Genomic DNA, 19,704 nt, shown 5'->3' with positions numbered 1-19,704 from the left:
CCTCCCCAAGGGGAGGCTTTTATGGCTTTTGTTATTCTTTTATTATATACTTTTTTTACTTAAAGTCCCCCTCCGGGGGATTCAGGGGGCTTTTACTTAGCTATATATGTCAGACTGGAGCTAATCAGATCTGATATCCATCCCGGGAACAATCCCATGCCTGCCACACATATTATCAACCCTACGGTCGCTATTTTTTCATGCCATACAGCATCAGTCAATTCCAGATGATGCGGGTCCTGAACAGGTCCGTAAAGTATCTTTCCCACCACTTTCAGTATATAGACCGCCGTTACCACGATTGAAGAAATAGCGGCAATAGTAAAGATACGGTGGAATAAATCGTTATGGGCAAATGCTCCGACAAAGATCGTCATTTCGGCAACAAATCCGCTCAATCCCGGCAGACCAAGAGAAGCTAACCCGGCAATCACATAACAAACACTAAGGAACGGCATGATCTTCATTAAGCCACCCATTTGACGGATATCGCGCGTATGTGTGCGCCCGTATATCATACCTATCAGTGCAAAGAAAAGTGCTGTCATCAAACCGTGCGATAGCATCTGCATCACAGCACCGGTCATCGCCGTCTGGTTCATCATCAATATAGCGAATAATACAAGTCCGCAGTGGCTTACCGAAGAGTAGGCATTGATATATTTCAGGTCGGTCTGGGAAATCGCTCCTAGTGCTCCATAAATAACACTGATACCTGTAAGTATAATAAATATCCACGATAATTCGTCAGCAGCTTCCGGCATCAGGCGCATAGCAATACGGAAACATCCGTATCCTCCCAACTTCATCAGCACCCCTGCATGAAGCATGGATACTGCTGTAGGCGCCGACGCATGACCGTCAGGAGACCATGTATGGAATGGGAACAGCGCTCCCAGCACCCCGAATCCAAGGAATGTAAGCGGGAATATCCAATATTGAGCCGCCACAGGTATAGCATTGTTGGCAGCTACCTCAAGCATATTGAATGTATAGTCGCCTGTAGCCGATGAGTTGAAGTATATACCGAATATACCTACTGCAAGGAAAGCAGAGCCTCCCATCAGCATCAGGGTAAGTTTCATCGCCGAATATTCTTTCCGTCCTGTTCCCCAAAGCCCGATAAGCAGATACATCGGTATCAGGGCTATTTCGTAGAAGAAGAACATGGTAAACATATCCAGGGAAATAAAGAACCCGTATACCCCTATCGAAAGCAGGGTAAGCCACATAAAGAAGTCTTTAGGAAGCGGATTCATATTCCACGAAGCAAATGTTCCTGTAAATATGATAATTGCCGTTAACAGAAGCATCAGTACCGAAATACCGTCTACCCCTATCGCATAGTGTATGTTCAAGGCTGTAAACCAGACTTTATCATAAGTGAATAACATCTCGGCCGTATTGCCCGCACTACGTTCGGCATAGAACATAAATAACAATGCAAGAGCCAATGCCATTTCGATAACCGCACCAATTACAGCTACAGTGCGAATCTGTTTGATGTTGCGACAGAATAAGAAAAACACCAACATCAAAGCAGGAACGAGGATAAATAATGAAAGGATATTCATTGTTTTATATTTTAATCTATATCTTATTTACAAATAAAGCACACCAGCCAACCGGCAAAACCTACGATAAGGATCAGCGCACCTATTAAATATACCAAAGCATATTGCTGGATATATCCGGATTGCAATCCTTTTATAGAGCGTGCTGCAGCCTGTGTTACATAAGCTAACGAGTCCATAAAACCATCTACAAATTTCTTGTCGAACCATGCGATAGGCTTGGATATACGCTTGAATATTATGCTACGGGTTACAAACAGCCACAATTCGTCGAAGTAGAATTTATGATACGCCCATTTGTACAGTGTACTGATACTTGTAGCGATCTTATCCGGTATTTCGTTCTTTTTATAATATAGCTTGAACGCGATTCCCATACCGATCACAGATATCACAACACTCGTGATCGCGACCTGCATATTGATATGAGCATCATAAGGTACACTGTCTGATGTCACAAATTTTCCGAATGGCACATATCCTGCTCCGAAAGCAAAGATTGCCAGTATAATCAATGGTATAGCCATTGCCGGGCCTGCTTCGTGCGGCTCGTGATGGTAATGCTTGTCCTCGTAAAAGAAGATGCGAAGGAACAGGCGTGTCATATAGAATGCCGTAAGACCGGCTGCAAATGATAATATAAAGTATATTATCTTATTATGTTCGAATGCGGCGGCTAATATTTCGTCTTTACTATAAAATCCTGAAAAGAACGGAATACCGGCGATAGCCAGTAATGCAACAAGGAAAGCCCAGCGTGTTACTTTCAGGTTTTTCCAAAGTCCGCCCATATCGCCCATCTCATTGCTGTGCACGGCATGGATAATAGCACCCGCGCAAAGGAATAATAATGCCTTGAAGAACGCGTGTGTAAACAAATGGAACATTCCGGCCATATATCCTAGTCCCGCATGGTCTCCGTAGCCGGATACGCCAAGCGAGGTAAGCATAAATGCAATCTGCGATATGGTGGAGAATGCCAGCACACGTTTGATGTCGGTCTGTGTACAAGCCACTATAGCAGCAAACAAGGCTGTAATAGCACCGACATAACCAATAAAATGAAGTATATCGGGCGCTCCGAAAACATATACAGGGAACAGGCGTGCTACAAGGAATACCCCGGCAACAACCATCGTTGCGGCATGGATTAACGCGGAAGCAGGAGTAGGCCCTTCCATCGCATCCGGTAGCCAGATGTGGAACGGCATCATCGCCGATTTTCCGGCACCACCCATAAAGATGAGCAGCATAGCCCATGATATTACAGATAACCCAAGAAATGACGAGCCTTGCATAGTTGCAATAAACGGCGCCCCCTGAGCTGTAATAGTAGTAAAGTCGAATGTTCCTGAGAAATATGATAACAACAAGATTCCTACAAGGAAGAAGAAGTCGGCAAAACGTGTAACAATAAATGCTTTCTTGGAAGCTGCTACTGCCGATGGTTTCATATAATAGAAACTGATGAGCAGGAAGGATGATACACCCACAAGCTCCCAGAAAATATACATCTGGAAGATATTGGTTGCTACAACCAAACCTAGCATGGCAAAGCTAAACAGGGAAAGGAACGCGTAGTAACGTTGGAATCCTTTTTCGCCCTTCATATATCCTAAACTATATACATGTACCATCAGCGATACTGTAGTGATAACAACAAGCATCATTACCGAAATAGGGTCAAGATAAATACCCAGATCGATATGAAGCAGGTCGGTAAACCTTAACCACGTTACAGCAGTATGGATAGCCTGATAAGCCCCGTCCGTTTCTCCAATCACAAAGAAATATTGATAAGCCGTCAGATAGGCCAATATAGTCATTACACTCAGCGACAGCGTCCCCAGTATTCCGGAAACGACAGGTTTCATATATTTTCCACCCAGTCCGAGTATAAGAAACATAATAGCCGGCAAAGCAACTATCAGTATCGAATATGTAAAATTAAAATGTTCCATATCTTATTACTATTTCCTTGCTTAGTTTTTCATTTTAGTTATGTTTTCATCTATATATATACTCTTCACATTGCGGTATATATTGATGATGATAGCTATGGCAATAGCCGTTTCAGCGGCAGCGATACCGATGGCAAACAGCGTGAAGAAGAATCCTTCGAGCTGTCCCGGATACAGGTAGCGGTTAAATACCACAAAGTTGAGATCGGTAGCATTCAGCATCAATTCTACGGATATGAGAACCATCAACATGTTTTTGCGTGACAGGAATCCGTATACTCCCGCAAAAAACATAATGGTGCTTACAGCCAGATATGCTTCAATCGGCACCGGCCCTGACAGGAAATTTGTTATAAACTCACCCATATTTTTTATATTTCCACCCCTCCAACCTCCTCATAAGGGAGGCTGCCAGTGAGGGTATTTTATTTTTTGTTATTCCTAATTCTGAATTTATCTCCCCTCCCTTTGGAGAGGGGCAGGGGGAGGCGCCTACCTCTTTCTAGCAATCATTATTCCCCCGATGATACAGGCAAGCAGCAGTATACTTATCGCCTCGAATGGCAACAGGTACTGATATTTGTCGGTTCCCATCATCGTTAGTCCTACATCCTGCATACTGAGTTCTTTCTGAGTGACATAGGTATAGAATTTGTTGACATTATAAAATATAATATGTCCGCAAATCGCTAATCCGGCTAATGCCGCCACTGCAGAGATAAATATCCTGCCCGGTTTCTCAAACTTGATGTCTACTCCCGGCTCATGAGTCAGCAAAATAGCGAATATAAACAATACCATTACACCCCCTGCATACACTGCAATCTGCACAGCCATAAGGAAATGATAATCCATCAATAAATACAATCCTGCCGTACCTAAGAGGACGAATAACAGAAATGTAGCCGAGCGGATAATCTTTTGTGTGGTAACTGCCATAATGGTAGAGAACACAATGATTGTCGCTAAAATGTAAAATATAATTTGTTCTGCCATAATCTATTGATTATCGTATATTGTTTTATTCTTTATCTTTTTTAGGGTCGATATCCGCTTCGGTTTTCGAAGGTGGTACGGTTTTAGTCGTTACATCCTTCGGATAGTTCTGCTCCGGATGAATACCGCTGTCTTCTTTTATATCCTGTGCAGGGATTGGTTCCACTGGAGTCTGAGGTGTTCCTTCCGGCTTGGAGTTGTCTCCATGTACGGCAGCTTCTGCTTTAGCTACGGGTTGGCTGACCACCGGCTTCGGTTCTTTCTTTTTTTCACGGAGTTTCGATCCCTCATGATTCAGTTGCTCCACCAGTTTGCTGCGTGTATATATCGCGTTTTCGAATGTATTGGCAAACACGATGGCATCCGAAGGACAGGTAATCACACACAGGTTACAGAATGTACATAACCCAAGGTCGTATATATATCTGTCAAGAATTTTCTTTTTCTTGCCTTCTTCCGTCTCTATCGTTTTAGATATTACCTGAATCGTTCCGTTAGGGCAATTCATCTGGCAAATACCACAGGCCGTGCAGGCATGTTCGTTGTTATCATCGTGAGGCATAACTAATTCGCCACGGAAACGATCGGGAATAACAAGGGTCGCCCTGTTTTCAGGGTACTGCTCTGTTATTTTTTTCGTCCACAGCTCACCCCATGTCACTCTCATCCCTGTAAGGAGAGATTTGATACCTCCAAATAGTCCTGAAAAATATTCTGAAACTGAACTCATTTTCTTTTATAATTTTATTATTTCAGGGTCCAACCCAACAAAACAAGAATTACCATCAATAGTATATTTACCATATTAATCGGCAACAGATATTTCCATTCCAGATTCAATAACTGGTCGATACGCAAGCGGGGGAATGTCCATCTTACCCACAAACTGAGGAAAACCAGAAATCCTGCTTTGCCGAAGAACCATACAAATGACGGTATATAGCGCATAACTTCGTTGAAGCTTTCCCAACCTTTTATTTGTATAGGCATCCATCCGCCAAGGAATACTGTGGTAGCGATACCTGCTACAATAAACATATTCAGGTACTCAGCCAAGTAGAAGAAACCGAACTGTAACCCCGAATATTCTGTATGGTAACCTGCTGTTAACTCCGATTCAGCTTCCGGTAAGTCGAAAGGCCCGCGATTAGTTTCGGCATGTCCCGAAATAAGGTAAATAATAAATGCTATAAAGGCAGGAACATGGCCTGCTATAATATTCCACTGATGGATATAAGCTTGTCCTTCTATTATCTTCGAAAAACTCATCGTTCCGGATAGTACGACCATTGTCATCAGAGCAAATCCGGCAGACAGTTCGTAACTGATAAACTGTGCCCCGCTTCGCATCGCCCCAATCATCGAATACTTATTGTTGCTGGACCATCCGGCAAGCAGTACACCGATAATGCCTAACGAGGATACTGCAACGACATAGAATACACCGATGTTGAAATCTATAGCCTGCAATCCCTGTCCGAAAGGCAAGGCTCCGAATGTAAGCATGGATGCCACAATCATAAAGAAGGGAGCGGTGAAAAACAGGAAGCGGTCAGATTGCCTTACATGGATAATTTCCTTGATAAGGATTTTTATCATATCGGCTACACTCTGTATCAATCCGTATTTACCAACACGGTTAGGACCCAGACGAGCCTGGAAAAAAGCCGTGATTTTCCGCTCTACATATATCAGAATCAAGGCTAATACTGCGTACATCGTCAGCAATGCTATGCCAACCAGTACAAACTCTATAGCCAAGACCGCCCATGTAGGTAAATTCTTAGTCAGAAATACATCGAACTGGCTAAGCCAATATGATATCTCTACTACCTGAGACTGAAATAACAACATATATCTTTATATTGATAAATAAATACTCTTTATAGTAATATTTAAAAATTTAATTATTAAAAATTCCTTATAGCCGACTGCTTATATCTAATCTTTAAATCATTAAATCTTTGAATTTTTAAATTTTCCTTAACGGTCAATATCCGGAATTACATAGTCCATAGAACCACCGATACCGATAAAGTCTGAAATCTTCTCATCTGCGCAAATCAACGGCATTGCCGAAACAGCAGCCATAGAAGGCGAACGGAATTTAAGGCGATAAGGAGTTTTGTCTCCACGGCTTTCGATATATACGCCGAATTCTCCGCGTCCGGCTTCCACACGCTGATAATATTCGCCTTCAGGTAATTTGATAATCGCTTTTGTTTTAGCCAGAAAGTCTCCTTCGGGTATATTATCAATCAGTTGCTCTATGATTTTTAATGATTCTTCTATTTCATCCAGACGGTTGAGGTATCTGTCAAATGAATCTCCGTTATCACGGATGATTTCCTTAAATTCTACCTTGTCGTACAATGCATAAGGTGCATGTTTGCGCAAATCACAAGAGAATGCCGAACCGCGTCCGGCAGGACCTGTAACAGCATAAGATATAGCATCTTCTTTAGACAGGATACCCAATCCCTTCATACGCCCTACGGCAATCACATTGCCGGTAAACAGCTTGTTGTATTCAATCAATGCCTTACGCATGACCGGTATAAATGCTTTCACATCTGACTGGAAATCAGGCTGTATATCAAACATTACACCACCTATTACATTATAATTGATGATAAGGCGGCCTCCGGTATTCTTTTCGAATATTTTGAGGATATCTTCACGTTCGCGCATTCCGTATATAAAGGCTGTGGTAGAACCTAAGTCCATACACATCGTACCCCATGCTACCAGATGCGAGTCGATACGGTTCAGCTCGTCCATGATAGTACGTATATACTGTGCCCTTTCGGGAACTTCTATACCAGCCGCTTTTTCTACGCACATACATAGCCCGTGACGGTTGATGTTAGCTGAGAGATAGTCGAGCCGGTCTGTAAAGTGTAATATTTGCGGGTATGTGAGTTTTTCACTTAGTTTTTCAATACCACGGTGGATATAACCGCTGTGTACATCGATTTTCTTTACGATTTCACCTTCCAGTGCAACGCGGAAGTGCATTACCCCGTGGGTAGAAGGGTGTTGCGGGCCGATATTTATAATATAGTCATCTTTTTCGAAGATATTTACAAGCTCCTCTTTCAGTTTTCCATCCGGAGTTTCCATAATACGCGGAGCCGTATCTATAATATCCTTACTTTCTACCGATACCGGATTTTTGATAGGGCTGGCATCATAGTCTTTCCTCAAAGGGTAACCAACCCAGTCTGAGTTGAGAAAGAACCGGCGCATATCAGGATTATTGATAAAACGGATACCAAGCATGGCGAAAACCTCACGTTCGTTGTAATGTGCTGTTTCGTAAATGTCGGTAACTGTATACAATAACGGATTTACACGGTCTGCTGTTCCTGTTTTTACAGCTACCTCTATCGAGAGATCTTTTGAAGGACAAAGCAAATAAGTTACCATTAGCTTTTCGCCTTCGTCTGTCCCTGTCAGCATTGCCAGATAATCGAAAGGCATCTCTGTATAGTTACGAAGCGCCTTTACTAAATGACGAAGCTTATCGGGTTCTACGGTTACGGTTAACGGAGTTTTGTCTTCAATAACCGCTTCAGGTACAGCTTCGAGTATTACCTTCTTGATATTTTCCATTGTTCGTTATTTCTTTATCCTTTTAGAAAAAAGTAAGGTATCGTTTTTCTAGTTTTATGCTTATTTATCCCGCTTGATATTTTTATGTCCTTTTCTGAACATGAAACGCTCTACCTTTATTTTACGCTGTAGTTGCATCAGTCCGTAAAACAACGCTTCAGGGCGGGGCGGGCATCCGGGAACATACACGTCTACAGGAAGTATCTCGTCTATACCCTTTACCACATGGTAAGAATCTACAAACGGGCCTCCCGATATAGCGCAGCTGCCCATAGCTACTACATATTTAGGTTCGGCCATCTGGTCATATACACGTTTAAGCAGCGGAGCCATCTTGTGCACAATGGTACCGGCAACCACCATAGTATCAGCCTGGCGCGGGCTGTTACGTGTCACCTCCATCCCAAAGCGGGCAAGGTCGTAACGCGCGGCAGCCGAAGCCATAAATTCAATACCGCAACAACTGGTAGCAAAAGCTAACGGCCAAACAGAGTTTGAACGTCCCCAGTTGATAAGGTCGTCAAGTTTGCCAACAACGACAGGCACTCCGCCTTCGTTGAGTTCCTTGATATAATCTTCGAGGTATTCGTTATCTTTAAATTCTTCGTTGGGAATACCCTTTATATATATTTTCTTTATTTCCATTTTAATGCTCCTTTCTTCCAGGCATAAGCTAAGCCCAGACCCAGTATTACTATAAAAAACAATATACTATACAAGCCAGGCATACCCAATTGCCTTACGACCGTAGCCCAAGGAAACAGGAATATAGCCTCTACGTCGAACATTAAGTAAAGGATTGCATATAGGTAATAGCCCACTTTGAACTGCATCCAGGAGGTACCGTGGGTAGGGATACCACATTCGTAAGGTTCTCCTTTTTGTGGATTGAAAGATTTAGGCGAGAGTAGTAAGGCCATGCCCAGACCGGCACAAACCAGTGTGATTCCAGTTAAGAAAACGACTAAAAAAAGAGCGGAAGAACTCATATTTTTATATTAAAGTTAAAACTTTTCTGTCAATTGTCATTTCTTTCGATGATATTCATAGCACTTTGTTACAAACACAAGATGCAGACCCAGTTAGAGCCCTCTTGACAATCGGCGCAAAATTAATCTTTTATTTCAGAAACGCAAAAAATAAAATGCCAAATTATATAAATTTGGCATCTAAAGATTACAAAATGGGTTATTATTCTTTTTCCCTTATGATGTAAATAGGACGTTTTTTTGTTTCCATGTATGTCTTGGATAAATATTGCCCTAAAATACCCAAACAGAATAGTTGGATTCCGCCTATAAAAAAGATAATACACAAAGTGGAAGCATACCCCTGTACAGGGTCATCGAACAATATTTTTCTGAAAATGATAAAGCATATCATTATGAAAGCAACGATGCAGAATATGATCCCAAAAACCGAAGCGATAATAAGCGGACGGGTAGAGAAAGCGATAATCCCCTCGAGAGAGTAGAGGAAAAGGCCAAAGAAAGACCATTTGGTCTCTCCGGCTACACGTTCCACATTCTCAAAGTCTATCCATTTAGTCTTGAATCCAACCCAGCCAAAAATACCTTTCGAGAAGCGATTGTACTCGCCCATATCCAGAATGGCATCAACCATTTGCCGGGTCATCAGGCGGAAGTCGCGTGCACCGTCCACCACTTCGGTATCCGATATTTTATTTATAAGCTTATAGAATTGCCTTGCAAAGAACGAACGCACAGGAGGCTCCCCTTTGCGGTCGACACGGCGGGTGGCCACACAGTCGTAATCTTCTGTTTTCAAGGTTTCATACATCTCTTTTATCAACGAAGGCGGATCCTGAAGGTCGGCATCTATCAGCGAAACATAGTTGCCCGTAGCTGCCTGCAAGCCCGCATATATACCGGCCTCCTTGCCAAAATTGCGGGAAAAAGAGACGAAGTGCACCCTCTCGTCCGATTGCCTCAACTCCTTTATCAGCGTCAGAGTCTTGTCTTTGGAACCATCATTTATAAATATAAACTCAAATTCCTGATCCGGCATGTTATCCGCCAGCTTCACTATTTCTTTATACAGAAAAGGGAGAGCTTGTTCTTCATTGTAGCAAGGTACAATTAACGATATTTTGTCCATATCTCTTATTTTTATTACAAAGATAAATTCTTTTCGATTTTATACAAGTTCCTGCAAGCATAAGTTAGGATTGTTCCAGATATTTATGCACAAGCCGGGAAACCGGATAGCCATCCACATCACCGGCTTTTATTCTCAGATAAGCATTATCGAGCCTCGCCCCGGCAGCCTCAGCCTTATAGAATACAGTATAGATGACCTGGTGCGAAAGCACATGCTTAAGCCGTTTTATCTCTTTTATTTTAATTCCGGACGTATTCTTAAATAGTTGTATGAAATTATCGTCGCGCTGCAATTCTTCAACAGTCATCTCTTTATCTGTTTCCACAAGAGGTAACTCATAAAGGTTTTGCCAGATATCCTTCGCCGTACGCTTATGCAGATACATACAATCCCCGTCGCGAATATCAATATAGTTAAAATAACGGTTCTTCACCTTCTGCTTGCCCTCCTTCTTCGGATACCTGCCAACATTATTTTGAGCATAAGCCAGACACACTTCCGAAGCGGGACAAATTCCACAATCGGGAGAAACCGGAACGCATTGCAATGCACCAAACTCCATTATCGCCTGATTATGCAGGCCTGCGTTAGATTCATCGAGCAATTCGCGGGCCAGCTCTGCAAATACCTTTTTCCCTTTGCCACTATCTATAGGTTCCTCAATGGCGAATATCCGAGACAAAACCCGGTACACATTCCCGTCTACAACGGCATACGGCTCATTATAGGCAAAAGAGACGATGGCCGAGGCTGTATATTCCCCTACCCCCTTTAGCTTCAATACATCTTTGAATTCATGGGGGAAAACGCCATTATAGTCTTCCACTATAGATTTAGCCGCCGCGTGCAGGTTACGCGCCCTGCTATAATAACCAAGCCCCTGCCAAATCTTAAGCACTTCGCTCTCGTCAGCCTTGGCCAACAAGTCCACAGTCGGGTAGCTTTGGATGAACCGATTAAAATAAGCGTAGCCCTGATCGACCCGTGTCTGCTGTAAAATAACCTCCGACAACCAGATAGCATACGGGTCATCTACGTTGCGCCAAGGCAAATCCCGCTTATTTATACCGTACCATTTTATTAATATGGAACTTAATCTCAAATCCTTCTCCACGCTCATTTACAGCACATTATTATTCGTTCAATCCGGTTCTTACCGAACGTTAATTTATTTGTTAAGAATAAAAAATGATAATTATTTGTTTCAAAGGTAAATAAAAAGCTATATATTTGCAGTCCAAAAATTTAATTGTTTAGAACTTAAAAAAATAAGAAAATGACAAAAGCTGACATCGTTAACGAGATTGCGAAGAATACAGGGATTGACAAAGCTACTGTATTAAAGACAGTTGAATCATTCATGGACGTAGTGAAAGACTCGTTAAGCAAGAATGAAAATGTATACTTAAGGGGTTTCGGTAGTTTTATCGTGAAAACAAGAGCACAGAAAACAGCTCGTAATATTTCTAAAAATACTACAATCATTATACCTGCACATTCAATTCCGGCATTTAAACCTGCCAAAACATTCGTAATTCAGGTAAGAAAGTAATTTTTGCACTTTAATTCATTAACTTCTAAATATAAAACAATATGCCAAGCGGAAAAAAAAGAAAAAGACATAAAATGTCTACGCACAAGCGCAAAAAAAGACTAAGAAAGAACAGGCATAAAAAGAAAAAATAAGTCATAAATTCTTTCTTTCACGGAAATATACGGGAACAAACTTACAAATTAATGAATTTTTAAGTTTGTTCTTTGTGTATTTAATGAAAATGCTTCCCACTCACAAAGGAACAAATCCCTATTTTAAAGATTTAGATGTTGAATTTAAATCTCATTTTTAATTCTAAAACATAGTTATGAATAGCGAACTAGTAGTAGATGTTCAGCCAAATGAAGTTTCTATAGCGGTACTCGAGGATAAAAAACTCGTCGAGTTACAAAAAGAAGGCAGAGACGCTTCATACGCGGTGGGTAACATCTATGCCGGCAAAGTAAAAAAACTGATGCCCGGGCTAAACGCTGCTTTTGTAGACATAGGATACAAAAAGGACGCTTTTCTTCACTATTTAGATCTTGGTGCTCAATTCAAATCTGTTGACAAGTTTTACAGGCAGGCATTAGCTGACAAAAAAAAGTTTCCGAATATTTCGAAGATGAAACTGGAATCCGATATCGACAAAAACGGATCTATCAGCGACATACTGAAACCGGGACAGGAAATCCTGGTGCAAATAGCCAAAGAACCTATATCGACAAAAGGCCCCCGCCTTACTTCTGAGCTCTCTCTGCCCGGCCGTTTTTTAGTCGTTATCCCATTCAACGACAAGGTTTCCGTTTCTCAAAAAATAAAATCGAAAGAGGAACGCGCGCGCCTGAGGCAACTTATACAGAGTATAAAACCAAAAAACTTCGGCGTGATAGTGAGAACTGTGGCCGAAGGCAAAAAGGTAGCCGATCTGGACACCGAACTGAAAACACTCGTGAAACGCTGGGAAGATAATCTTCCGAAAATACAGAAAAACAAACTGCCTACACTTGTTTTTGAAGAAACAGGCCGTATAGTGGCTTTACTAAGAGACGTATTCAACCCCAGCTTTCAGGAAATTCATGTAAACGATTTAGACACCTGCAACCAGATTAAGGATTATATATCATTTATAGCCCCCGACAAAAAAAATATTGTAAAACTCTATGACGGAGGATTGCCTATATTTGATAACTTCAATGTAACAAAGCAGGTTAAGGCCTTATTCGGGAAAACCGTTACCTTCCGTAATGGCGCATATCTGATTATAGAACACACCGAAGCACTTCACGTAATAGATGTGAACAGCGGTAACAGGTCGAAGAATCCGGAGGCCGGACAAGAAAACAACGCCTGGGAAGTGAATTCCGCGGCAGCAGAAGAAATAGCCCGTCAATTAAGATTACGAGACATGGGGGGCATCATCGTAATCGACTTCATAGATATGACGGAAGGAGAGCACAAATCACAATTGATAGCCAGAATGCAGGAACTGATGGCGAACGACCGTGCAAAGCATAACATACTACCTCTTAGTAAGTTTGGCCTGATGCAGATTACCCGCCAGCGCGTACGGCCCGAAATGGAAATATCCACAACCGAGACATGTCCTACATGCTTCGGAAAAGGGGAAATAAGGCCATCCATATTGTTCACAGACACCTTGCGTATGAAAATAAGCTATCTGGTAAAAGATCTGAATGTAAAGAAATTCAAACTGTATGTACATCCGTATGTAGCAGCATTTATTGACAAAGGATTTCCTTCCCTGAAGTGGCAATGGAAGTGGCGGTATGGCATGGGAATAAAAATTATCCCCAACCAGAACCTCGCATTCCTCGAATATCACTTTATGGACGAAAACGGAGAGGAAATTGATATGAAACAAGATTTCGAGATAAAATAAACACGATTATATTATCATCGGGGTATAAAAAAGAAGTTGTCTCACCAAAGGCAACTTCTTTTTTCGTATTTAACTACTTATCCAATATCACTTTGCCGCCTTCTTCTTTATTTTATGAAAGGCGGTTTTGATAAAAAGCCACGGCAGGACAGTAAGGGTATTTTTTATATTAGCGCCTTTGGTCAAAGTCTGATCAAGCCCGAAGTTATTAAAAGAAACAGTCCTGAATACAGGGTAGTACTTGATGCGTGATGTTATGCGAAGGCTATTGTTCACATTCCGGCTATGCACAAATTCGACCCAATAGGGTTCGTCCTCTATATCCACATTATCATAATAGCGCCGTATACGCCCATGCGCCTCACTCTTCAATGTTTTAAAATCCGGATTGTATCTCTCAACCAAGCTTAAAAAATGGTTATGGGGGTACCGCATTTTCAGCAATAATCCGTTGTCGGGAAAATACTGATAACCGTATAGCATACTGTATACCCCCTCTTTATGGTTTTTCTCAAATTCGGACTGTATACGCTCTACCATGTTCTGATGGATCATATCATCATTATCGGCATTGGTAATGATCAGATATGCATCATCTGCTGACATATAGCCTTTTATTATGTCTTTGAAATGATCGACCCAATCCCCTTCCATATCCTCCGGCCGGAAATAACATACTGCCATCTGCGGGCATTTGGCTTCGTATTCTTTTATCCTCTCTTTATATGCAAGCGGGGTATCTATATCAAAAAGGCACAACCACACAAAGTTTTTGTTAGTCTGGGTACTAACTGAAGGAAAACAATATTTATCGAACAGGTCAAATCGTTCTGCCAACCACCGGTCAGTACCTGTACGGTTATTCTTTTTGTCGGTAGTCCAGCTTAGGCGCAGGTTGAATAACGTGATTACAAAATGCTTATATTTAGTCATATTTCATTAAGATTTCTGCATTCTAAGTAACTGTATAAATTTTATTCGTTCAAATTTTTAGAGCTGTTTTAGAGATGATTTTTTCTTCCTCGAAACGATAATAGCGGGCTATTTGAGTTGAGAGAAAGAAAAAAACAGACTAAAACAGACTAAAAATGAACGAAGAAAAAGACATAATAAAAAATTCGTATAAAATTTAAACAGTTTCTAACAGAGTGAACGACAAAAGTAGTTCATTTTAGCATACGATTGCTTACTACAAATCATTTTTACGGTAAAAGATGTCTCTGTGCCATAGCATACTATATATATCGGGGTACTTGCCTTCATTGCTCCGTCGATTATTTTATTTTTAAATATCTCTCTAACAGTATTTATCATTACCTTTGCAGAGTATATAGGTATGCTTAACGATTGAATGGAAACAACTAAGAACCAGTACAAACTCGGACTAGCCCTAAGTGGTGGCGGCGCAAAGGGTTTCGCCCATCTGGGAGTATTGCAGGCGCTAAACGAGAGAGGACTCTATCCGGAAGTCATAGCGGGTACCAGTGCCGGAGCATTTGCCGGAGTACTCTATGCTGACGGGCATACACCCGAGGAAATATTATCCTTCTTCAAAAAGAAAGTATTCAGGGAATTCGCTGAATTTGCCATTCCCCACGGAGGCTTCTTCAAAAGCGACGGATTCCGTTCATTCCTGAAAAAACATCTTAAAGCCAGAACCTTCGAAGAGCTCAAAATTCCGTTACACGCAATAGCTACAGACATTGAGCACGGAGAAAGCAAAGTATTTTCTTCCGGAACGCTAATCCCCGCGGTTATAGCCTCCTGTTCGGTTCCAATCATATTCAGGCCGGTAGAAATCAATCAGCATTATTATGTTGACGGCGGTTTATTCAAAAACTTTCCCGTCTCTACAATCCGGCGCGAATGCATCAAAATCATAGGAGTAAATGTCAGCCCTATAACGAAGGCGGATTTCAGAAGCTCCATCAAATATATTGCAGAAAGGTCGTTCCATTACATGTCGGGATCAAATACGCTGCTGGACAGGAACCTGTGCGACTACCTGATAGAATCTACATCCCTGTCTAAATATTCAATGTTCGACCTTGAGCATGTAGATGAAATATATCAGGCAGGTTATGATCTTACGATAAGTTTCTTTGATGAGAGAAAAGATATCTTAAAGAAAGACTTCCCAGACATATTTTCATAAGAACAACACAAAACAATAGATAAATCAACACACAAGATGATAGAGAAACTATTTATTTATCAGGTACTTCCCAGACTATTCGGTAACGACAAAAACCTGAACAAAGAAAATGGCACAATAGAAGAAAACGGTGTCGGCAAATTTTCATCTTTCGACAATAAGGCCCTGAAAGAAATCAAAAAAATGGGTTTCACACATATATGGTTTACCGGGGTTCTGGAACATGCGTCCAAAACGGATTATACTGCTCACGGAATACAAAAAGACCAGCCTGACGTAGTGAAAGGCAATGCCGGATCGCCCTACGCCATCCGCGATTATTATGATGTATCCCCCGATCTTGCCGATGTGGTGGAAAACCGGATGCAGGAGTTTGAAGCACTCATAGAGCGTACTCACAAGAACGGGATGAAAGTGATTATCGACTTCGTACCAAACCATGTGGCACGTCAATACCATTCCGATGCGAAGCCCAGAAAGGCGGAAGACTTCGGCGTAAAGGACAATACCTCCTTAGGCTTTGACCCCGACAATAATTTCTATTATCTGCCAAATCAAAAACTGGAACTACAATTCCCTGTGCAGGAAGGGGAAAACGCTTATATAGAATATCCGGCAAAAGCCACCGGTAACGACTGCTTCAGCAACAAACCGTCCGTAACGGACTGGTACGAAACGGTTAAGTTAAACTATGGCGTCAATTATGCGGATGGCAAAGCCAACTGCTTCACCCCTACTCCCGACACATGGTTCAAAATGAAAGACATCCTCTTGTATTGGACGACCAAAGGAGTGGACGGCTTTAGGTGCGATATGGCAGAAATGGTTCCTGTGGAGTTCTGGAACTGGGTAATTCCGAAGGTAAAAGTAAAAAACAAATCCTTTATATTCATTGCCGAGGTGTACAACCCCGAGTTGTACCACAAATATGTAGACTGGGGCTTATTTGACTACCTATACGATAAAGTAGGCTTATATGACACCCTGCGCAATGTAATCAATCACCATCAGCCTTCTTCCGACATTACATTCTGCTGGCAACATATCGATGGATTGCAATCAAAAATGCTCAACTTCCTGGAAAATCATGACGAACAGCGTATTGCTTCCGATTTCTTTGCCGGAGACGCGTTTAAGGCTGTTCCCGGAATGATAGTGGCAGCGACAATGAACGTCAACCCCGTCATGATCTACTTCGGACAGGAATTAGGCGAACGGGGGATGGATAAAGAAGGCTTTAGCGGAGTAGACGGCCGCACTTCGATTTTCGATTACTGGTCGGTAGATTCTGTCAGGAAATGGAGAAACAACGGCGCGTTTGGCAGCAAAGAACTGACCGAAGATCAGCTAAAGCTCCACAAATTCTATACCCAGCTTATACAGATAGCCAAAGAAGAAAAATCTATCAGCGAAGGAAAGTTCTTCGACCTGATGTACGTAAATTATGATAATCCGGAACTTGACCCTGCAAAGCAGTATGCTTTTATCCGCTCGGCCAAAAATGAATTCCTGATTATTGTCGTCAACTTCGACTCCAAGCCTGTAGATGTCGCCGTAAGGATACCTTCCCATGCTTTTGAATTTATGGGCATAGAACCCCAGCGGATAAAAAAAGCCAAGGAGCTATTCTCAAAAAAGAATTTTGTATTAAGCTCGCAGTGGGACAAAGCCCTGTTTATTAACATAGATGAATATTCTGGAAAAATAATTAAATTTTCTATGAGCTAATTGTCTTGTTTTTCCTAATTTTACAGTCTCAATAAAACACTAAGGTCGCCGGCCTGATTATTATTTTTGTATATATAATAGCAACAATTAGTTAAGACTGAAAAGGGTTGCATTAGATGATTTCTATTATTTATTAAAATATTCCTTAAAGATTAAAAGAAGAGATGGACAATAATCTGCCTTTCAAAATTTTCTCGGGAACCAATTCTCGTTATTTAGCTGAAAAAATATGTACAAGCCTGGGGTGTCCTTTAGGTAAAATGAAAATTGAGCGTTTTGCCGATGGGGAGTTTTCTGTTTCATACGAAGAATCTATCAGGGGATGTCAGGTTTTTCTGGTACAATCCACATATCCCTCTTCTGACAATCTGATGGAGCTTTTGTTGATGATCGACGCCGCCAAAAGGGCGTCTGCAACATCAATCATCGCGGTAATACCGTACTTCGGATGGGCACGTCAGGACCGTAAAGACAAGCCCCGTGTTTCTATAGGGGCAAAACTCATTGCTGATATGCTTAGCGCGGCAGGCATCAACCGTCTGATCACGATGGACCTTCACGCCGACCAGATACAAGGCTTCTTCAATGTTCCTGTAGACCACTTGTACGCATCCGCTATATTTGTAGATTACATCAAGACTTTAGATACTGACAATCTGGTAATTGCCACGCCGGATGTCGGAGGTACCAAGCGCGCCAGCTCGTATGCCAAGTATTTCGGCCTGCCGATGGTTATTTGCTACAAACTCCGTAAGAAAGCAAACGAAATATCTGAAATGCAGATTATCGGAGACGTTACCGGAATGGACGTTCTGCTAGTGGACGACATTGTGGATACTGCGGGCACTATAACAAAGGCTGCAGACCTGATGATGGCTAGCGGCGCCAAATCTGTGCGTGCGATAGCCAGCCATGCCGTGATGTCTGATCCGGCGTCCGACAGGGTTACACAGTCCGGGCTTACCGAAATGGTATTTACAGATAGTATACCATATTCGAAAAAATGCGAAAAGGTAGCCATTCTCTCTGTTGCCGATGTATTTGCTAATGCTATCCGCAGGGTACTTAGCAATGAATCTATCAGCACGCTATATATACTATAGAACGGACATCTATAAATAATATACAGCAAGGAGAGGTGAAACGGCATCTCTCCTTTCTTTTGACCAAAATTCAGAACCTGTTTAAGAAGCTGTTTAAATTTTATTGATGTATTGCTTTGAGTTATTTTGAGATAGATTTTTTGCTTTTTATTTGCTGATTCAGCGGGCTTAATCGGGAAAAGAAAGTGAAAAAGATGTTCAAAAGGGCCAATCTGAAGTCATCAAAAAAGTCCATTACATTATTTTAGATAAAATTTAAACAGTTTCTTAGATTCCAAATTTGTATATATCATCAAATAAAGATACTTTTGCACCTTACATTAAGTATGTTTTATAAATAAAAGAATGAAAGTTCACCACGAAGGACGAGGCGTTTTAACGACATATTTCATAATTCTGGTTATACTAAACGGGATACTTTGGTATTTCTTCCGTCATACTTTCTTATCTTATCTTGTAGGCGGGGTTTCGCTTGTTTTCTTTGGCATTGTCCTGAACTTCTACAGAAGTCCATACCGGCAATTCAAAGGGGATAGCGACGGTGTTATAGTGGCATCCGCCGATGGCAAGATTGTGGCTATAGAAGAAGTATACGAGGCTGAATATTTTAAAGATAAGCGCATCGTAGTTTCTATTTTTATGTCGCCATTCAATGTCCATGCAAACTGGTACCCTATAAATGGTAAAGTATTGATGTCGAAGCACCACGATGGACGCTTTATGGCTGCCTATCTGCCTAAATCGAGTACAGAGAACGAACGCTCTACCGTAGTGATGGAAACAGAGGACGGTAAGCACCAGATCTTATTAAGGCAAGTGGCAGGGGCGATGGCTCGCCGCATTGTAACTTATGCTCAGGTAGGCGAAACAGCCAGTATAGATGAGCATCTCGGATTCATTAAACTAGGTTCGCGCGTTGATGTGTACTTACCGTTAGGCACGGAAATCCTTGTAGAAATGGATCAGAAGGTAACAGGGAACCAAACTGTTATCGCCAAATTTCAGTCTTAACGA

17 protein-coding genes and 1 pseudogene are annotated in these 19,704 nt (G+C 41.7%); 6 read left to right on the top strand and 12 right to left on the bottom strand.

The genetic code is table 11. From position 1 onward, the window contains the following. Positions 1 to 92: 92 nt before the first annotated feature. From D0T84_RS02730 to mutY, 11 genes and pseudogenes are all read right to left on the bottom strand, one after another. Positions 93 to 1,574 carry a NuoM family protein gene (locus D0T84_RS02730; RefSeq protein ID WP_163305739.1) on the bottom strand — a complete coding sequence of 494 codons (1,482 nt, stop codon included), beginning with the start codon at positions 1,572 to 1,574 and terminating at the stop codon, positions 93 to 95. Positions 1,575 to 1,597: 23 nt separating this feature from the next. Beyond that, positions 1,598 to 3,535 carry an NADH-quinone oxidoreductase subunit L gene (gene nuoL / locus D0T84_RS02725; RefSeq protein WP_163305737.1) on the bottom strand — a complete coding sequence of 646 codons (1,938 nt, stop codon included), beginning with the start codon at positions 3,533 to 3,535 and terminating at the stop codon, positions 1,598 to 1,600. 21 nt (positions 3,536 to 3,556) lie between these two features. Beyond that, positions 3,557 to 3,901: an NADH-quinone oxidoreductase subunit NuoK gene (gene nuoK, locus D0T84_RS02720; RefSeq protein WP_163305735.1), complete on the bottom strand. Its 345-nt coding sequence runs from the start codon at positions 3,899 to 3,901 to the stop codon at positions 3,557 to 3,559. A gap of 126 nt (positions 3,902 to 4,027) precedes the next feature. After that, the gene (locus D0T84_RS02715) at positions 4,028 to 4,531 is read right to left on the bottom strand and encodes an NADH-quinone oxidoreductase subunit J (RefSeq protein WP_163305733.1); all 504 of its coding nucleotides are present in this window, start codon (positions 4,529 to 4,531) and stop codon (positions 4,028 to 4,030) included. A 256-nt stretch (positions 4,532 to 4,787) separates the two neighbouring features. Further along, positions 4,788 to 5,261 (bottom strand): annotated as a pseudogene (locus D0T84_RS02710) (4Fe-4S binding protein); the annotation flags it as partial. Between the two features lie 17 nt (positions 5,262 to 5,278). Further along, positions 5,279 to 6,385, bottom strand: coding sequence for an NADH-quinone oxidoreductase subunit NuoH (gene nuoH / locus D0T84_RS02705; RefSeq protein ID WP_163305727.1), 1,107 nt, complete (start codon positions 6,383 to 6,385; stop codon positions 5,279 to 5,281). A gap of 129 nt (positions 6,386 to 6,514) precedes the next feature. Next, positions 6,515 to 8,146, bottom strand: a complete 1,632-nt coding sequence (locus tag D0T84_RS02700) for an NADH-quinone oxidoreductase subunit D (RefSeq protein WP_163305724.1) — start codon at positions 8,144 to 8,146, stop codon at positions 6,515 to 6,517. Positions 8,147 to 8,206: 60 nt separating this feature from the next. Further along, complete coding sequence (locus D0T84_RS02695) at positions 8,207 to 8,791, bottom strand: NADH-quinone oxidoreductase subunit B (RefSeq protein ID WP_163305721.1); 585 nt, start codon at positions 8,789 to 8,791, stop codon at positions 8,207 to 8,209. Next, the gene (locus tag D0T84_RS02690; RefSeq protein ID WP_163305719.1) at positions 8,782 to 9,135 is read right to left on the bottom strand and encodes an NADH-quinone oxidoreductase subunit A; all 354 of its coding nucleotides are present in this window, start codon (positions 9,133 to 9,135) and stop codon (positions 8,782 to 8,784) included. Before D0T84_RS02690 ends, D0T84_RS02695 begins: the two co-directional genes overlap by 10 nt. Positions 9,136 to 9,337: 202 nt before the next feature. Continuing rightward, positions 9,338 to 10,264 (bottom strand): glycosyltransferase family 2 protein, encoded by a 927-nt coding sequence (locus tag D0T84_RS02685; protein WP_163305716.1) that lies wholly within the window; start codon positions 10,262 to 10,264, stop codon positions 9,338 to 9,340. 64 nt (positions 10,265 to 10,328) lie between these two features. Continuing rightward, positions 10,329 to 11,387, bottom strand: coding sequence for an A/G-specific adenine glycosylase (mutY, locus tag D0T84_RS02680; protein WP_163305713.1), 1,059 nt, complete (start codon positions 11,385 to 11,387; stop codon positions 10,329 to 10,331). Positions 11,388 to 11,543: 156 nt separating this feature from the next. Between mutY and D0T84_RS02675 the strand changes: the two genes are divergently transcribed. Both D0T84_RS02675 and D0T84_RS02670 read left to right on the top strand, forming a co-directional pair. Continuing rightward, on the top strand, positions 11,544 to 11,819 hold the full coding sequence (locus D0T84_RS02675; RefSeq protein ID WP_006801658.1) for an HU family DNA-binding protein: 276 nt from the start codon (positions 11,544 to 11,546) through the stop codon (positions 11,817 to 11,819). Between the two features lie 310 nt (positions 11,820 to 12,129). Continuing rightward, entirely contained in the window at positions 12,130 to 13,704 is a 1,575-nt protein-coding gene (locus D0T84_RS02670; protein ID WP_163305710.1) for an Rne/Rng family ribonuclease, read from the top strand. Positions 13,705 to 13,791: 87 nt separating this feature from the next. Here the strand turns inward: D0T84_RS02670 and D0T84_RS02665 are convergent, their stop codons facing one another. Beyond that, positions 13,792 to 14,637: a glycosyltransferase gene (locus D0T84_RS02665; protein ID WP_163305707.1), complete on the bottom strand. Its 846-nt coding sequence runs from the start codon at positions 14,635 to 14,637 to the stop codon at positions 13,792 to 13,794. A gap of 418 nt (positions 14,638 to 15,055) precedes the next feature. Between D0T84_RS02665 and D0T84_RS02660 the strand changes: the two genes are divergently transcribed. The 4 genes from D0T84_RS02660 to D0T84_RS02645 all read left to right on the top strand — a co-directional run bounded on the left by D0T84_RS02660 (position 15,056) and on the right by D0T84_RS02645 (position 19,701). Continuing rightward, positions 15,056 to 15,859 (top strand): patatin-like phospholipase family protein, encoded by an 804-nt coding sequence (locus D0T84_RS02660; RefSeq protein WP_163305704.1) that lies wholly within the window; start codon positions 15,056 to 15,058, stop codon positions 15,857 to 15,859. 36 nt (positions 15,860 to 15,895) lie between these two features. Further along, entirely contained in the window at positions 15,896 to 17,587 is a 1,692-nt protein-coding gene (locus D0T84_RS02655) for an alpha-amylase family glycosyl hydrolase (RefSeq protein ID WP_163305701.1), read from the top strand. A gap of 164 nt (positions 17,588 to 17,751) precedes the next feature. Next, positions 17,752 to 18,690, top strand: a complete 939-nt coding sequence (locus tag D0T84_RS02650; protein WP_163305699.1) for a ribose-phosphate pyrophosphokinase — start codon at positions 17,752 to 17,754, stop codon at positions 18,688 to 18,690. A gap of 345 nt (positions 18,691 to 19,035) precedes the next feature. Further along, positions 19,036 to 19,701: a phosphatidylserine decarboxylase family protein gene (locus D0T84_RS02645; RefSeq protein WP_163305696.1), complete on the top strand. Its 666-nt coding sequence runs from the start codon at positions 19,036 to 19,038 to the stop codon at positions 19,699 to 19,701. Positions 19,702 to 19,704 lie beyond the last annotated feature (3 nt).

It is taken from the genome of Dysgonomonas sp. 521, assembly GCF_010501055.1.
Classification (GTDB): Bacteria; Bacteroidota; Bacteroidia; order Bacteroidales; family Dysgonomonadaceae; genus Dysgonomonas.
Note: the sequence above shows the minus strand (reverse complement) of the source record. Positions and strands in the feature narration are given on the sequence as shown.